The 3,679-nt window shown below is 73.9% G+C and carries 3 protein-coding genes and 1 pseudogene; 1 reads left to right on the forward strand and 3 read right to left on the reverse strand.

Annotated elements, in window-relative coordinates; all coding sequences use genetic code 11:
• On the forward strand, positions 1-736 hold a 736-nt coding region (locus tag AB0I76_RS25095; RefSeq protein WP_357040114.1), incomplete at its 5' end, for an ABC transporter ATP-binding protein.
• 78 nt (positions 737-814) lie between these two features.
• Here the strand turns inward: AB0I76_RS25095 and AB0I76_RS25100 are convergent.
• From AB0I76_RS25100 to AB0I76_RS25110, 3 genes and pseudogenes are all read right to left on the reverse strand, one after another.
• Positions 815-1,882 carry an NADH:flavin oxidoreductase/NADH oxidase gene (locus AB0I76_RS25100; protein ID WP_357040117.1) on the reverse strand — a complete coding sequence of 356 codons (1,068 nt, stop codon included), beginning with the start codon at positions 1,880-1,882 and terminating at the stop codon, positions 815-817.
• Positions 1,883-1,943: 61 nt separating this feature from the next.
• On the reverse strand, positions 1,944-3,245 hold the full coding sequence (locus AB0I76_RS25105; RefSeq protein WP_357040120.1) for a dicarboxylate/amino acid:cation symporter: 1,302 nt from the start codon (positions 3,243-3,245) through the stop codon (positions 1,944-1,946).
• 241 nt (positions 3,246-3,486) lie between these two features.
• Positions 3,487-3,679: pseudogene (locus tag AB0I76_RS25110) on the reverse strand (DUF998 domain-containing protein); the annotation flags it as partial.

Consider the following 3,679-nt stretch of genomic DNA (forward strand, 5'->3'; position numbering starts at 1 on the left):
GCCCGGACCCGGGCCACCATCAGCACGTCGCCCTCGCGTTCCTGGAACAGGTACGGCGCCTCTGGAGCTGACCGGCTTCGGCGTACGGCACACCGACGGCATGACGGCCGTCCGGGACGTCGACCTGACGGTGACCCGGGGGCAGTTGGTGCTGGTGGTCGGGCCGGTCGGGTCGGGCAAGTCGTCGCTGCTGCGCGCCCTGGCCGGCATCGCCCCGCACACCGGCCTGCTCACCTGGAACGGCGAGCCGGTCACCGAGCCGGAGCTGTTCCTGCGCCCGCAGCAGGTGGGGTACGTCGGGCAGCTGCCCCGGGTGCTCTCCGGGACGGTGGCCGACAACATCACCCTCGGCCACCAGGTGGACGCGGCGGCGGCGGTGTCGACCGCCCAGCTCGACCACGACCTGGCGGCCACCGGGGGCGGGCTCGGGCTGCTTATCGGGCACAAGGGCACCCGGCTCTCCGGCGGTCAGTTGCAGCGCCTGGCGCTGGCCCGGGCCCTCGCCCCGCGTACCGAGCTGCTGGTCGCCGACGACGTGTCGTCGGCGCTGGACGTGACCACCGAGCTGGCGCTGTGGCAGGCGTTGCGCGAGCACGGGGTGACGGTGGTCGGCTCCACCTCGAAACGGGCGGCACTGGTCCGCGCCGACCACGTGGTGGTGCTCCAGTCCGGCCGCGTCGCCGCCCAGGGCCCCTGGCGCGACCTGGAGGGAAGCTGGTCCCACCTCGCCGGCTGATGCGTGTAAGGAAGGGCCCCCCGTTAACGCCTGGCGTTGTACAGGGGGCCCTTCTTAACGCGAGGAAGCCGAGCGGCCCTACAGAGCGCGGGTGTACTGGGCGGGCCACCCGGTGGCGGCGCCGAGCTTGGCGGCGGCGCGGTGCGGCCAGTACGGGTCGCGGAGCAGTTCGCGGCCGAGCAGCACCAGGTCGGCCTCGCCGCCCGCGACGATCGCCTCGGCCTGCTCCGGCTCGACGATCAGGCCGACCGCGCCGGTGGCCACGCCGGCCTCCCGGCGTACGCGGGCGGCGAGCGGCACCTGGTAGCCGGGGCCGACGGGGACACTCGCCGTTGCCGACGCGCCGCCGGAGGAGCAGTCCACCAGGTCCACGCCGGCACCGGCCAACTCGGCGGCGAGCGCGACGCTGTCCTCCACCCTCCAGCCGCCGTCGACCCAGTCGGTGGCGGAGATCCGGGCCAGCACCGGGACGTCCTCGCCGACCGCCGCGCGTACCGCCCGGGCGACCTCCAGGGTGAGCCGCATGCGTCCGGCCCGGTCGCCGCCCCAGGCGTCGTCGCGGTGGTTGGTCAGCGGGGACAGGAACTCGTGCAACAGGTAGCCGTGCGCGGCGTGGATCTCCACCGCCGCGAAGCCGGCGTCGACCGCCCGGGCGGCCGCCGTACCGAACGACTCCACCACGCCGGCGATGCCGGCCTCGTCGAGGGCGGCCGGCACGCGGTAGTCGGGCACGAACGGCGCGGCACCGGGGCCGACGGGCGTCCAGCCGCCCTCGGTGTCGGGCACGCCGCCCCGGCGGGGCGCCCACGGTCGGTACGTCGAAGCCTTGAACCCGGCGTGCGCCAACTGGACCGCCGGCACCGCCCCGTGGGCGGCGACGAACGCGGTCACCGGACGCCAGGCGTCCACGTGCGCGTCGGACCACAGGCCGGTGTCCTGGGGGGTGATCCGTCCCTCGGGCACGACGGCGGTCGCCTCGGTCAGGACCAGCCCGGCGCCGCCGACGGCGCGGGTGCCGAGGTGCACCAGGTGCCAATCGGTGGGCAGTCCGTCCGGCCCGGCCGAGTACTGGCACATCGGGGCCAGGGCGACGCGGTTCGGCAGCGTCACGGTGCGCAGCGCGAGGGGGGTGAACAGGGTGCTCATCTCGTCATCCTCTCGACACGGCCGCGGCGGGACCCACGGGCCCCGCCGCAGCCGTGGATCGTCAGGCCGGTACGGGGGCGAGGTCCTCGTCACGGCTCGGCCGACGGTCGGTCGGGACGGGTTCGGTGATGTCCCGCCGGCCGGCGGCGTCGTACGCCTCTCGGTCGAGGGTGCCCTCGCGGGCGGCGACCAGGGTCGGGACGAGCGCCTGCCCGGCCACGTTCGTGGCGGTGCGGATCATGTCCAGGATCGGGTCGATGGCCAGCAGCAGGCCGACGCCGGCCAGCGGCAGGCCCAGCGTGCTGAGGGTCAGGGTGAGCATGACGATCGCCCCGGTCAGGCCGGCGGTGGCGGCCGAGCCGACCACCGAGACGAAGGCGATCAGCAGGTAGTCGGTGACGCCCAGGTCGACGCCGAAGACCTGCGCCACGAAGATCGCGGCGAGGGCCGGGTAGATCGCGGCGCAGCCGTCCATCTTCGTGGTGGCGCCGAACGGCACGGCGAAGGAGGCGTACTCGCGGGGGACGCCGAGGCGCTCGACGGAGCGCTGGGTCACCGGCATGGTGCCGACCGAGGAGCGGGAGACGAACGCCAGCTCGATCGCCGGCCAGGCGCCGGCGAAGAAGCGCAGCGGGTTGAGCCGGCCGGCCACCACCAGCAGCAGCGGGTAGACGACGAACAGCACGATCGCGCAGCCGACGTACACGGCGGTGGTGAACTTCGCGAGTGGGGCCACCAGGTCCCAGCCGTACGAGGCGACGGCGTTGCCGATCAGGCCGAGGGTGCCGATCGGGGCGAGCCGGATCACCCACCAGAGCGCCTTCTGGACGATCTCGAGCAGCGAGCGGTTGAGCGCGACGAACGGCTCCGCGGCCGGGCCGACGAGCAGGGCGGCGGCGCCGACCACCAGGGCGAGGAAGACGATCTGGAGCACGTTGCCCTCGACGAACGCGCCGACCGGGTTGGTCGGCACGATGCCGGTGAGGAAGTCCGTCCAGGAGCCGGTCTTCTTCGGCGCGGCGGCGCCGGCGGTGTCCAGGGTGACGCCGCGGCCCGGGTCGGTGAGCAGGCCGAGGCCGATGCCGATGCTCACGGCGATCAGGGCGGTGACGCCGAACCACAGCAGCGTCTTCAGCGCCAGCCGGGCGGCGTTGGCGACGCCGCGCAGGCTCACCACGCTGACCACGATCGCGGTGAAGACCAGAGGCGGCACGGCCAGCTTGAGCAGTTGGACGAAGAGGCCACCGACGGTGTCGAGGGTGCTGGTCAACCAGCTGAGGTCGTTGGCGCGGGCCAGGAAGCCGAGCGCCACACCGAGGACGAGGCCGAGCAGGATCTGTACGGAGAAGGGGATCTTGCGCAGGGCGGAAGGCATCAGAGCGTGTCCAGTGTCTGGGGGTCGGAACGGGGCAGCGTCAGGAGAGCGGCTGCGCCGGACAGACGCCGCTGGCCTGCAGTCGAAGGTCGACGTACAGGCGCACGGTGAGGTGCCAGACATTGGTCATCGCCGACCGAAACTACTCCTCGCGACCTGAGAGGTGGAAGGAGCGCCGGTCGTGACGCTCCTTACAGGCGGTGTTAAGCGGGGGCCCTTCCTCACTTCCTCACCGGCGGAGGGCGACGGCTGTGGCGGTGGCGACGCCCCACAGCACGCAGACCAGGAGCAGCAGCCGCTCCAGGGCGGCGGTCAGGCCGCCCCGGCCGACGGCCAGCAGGGCCAGGGCCGTCGCGGCGGACAGCGGCAACGCCACACCGGCCGCCACGGCGGCGATCCGCCGCAGCAGGGTCGGAGCGCCG

Origin of the sequence: Micromonospora sp. NPDC049799 (assembly GCF_040656655.1) — a bacterium.
Lineage (GTDB): Bacteria > Actinomycetota > Actinomycetes > Mycobacteriales > Micromonosporaceae > Micromonospora.

Bases quoted from the DNA above. Each gene is read 5' to 3' on its own strand.
- AB0I76_RS25100 (WP_357040117.1), bottom strand. From the start codon at position 1,882: ATGAGCACCCTGTTCACCCCCCTCGCGCTGCGCACCGTGACGCTGCCG.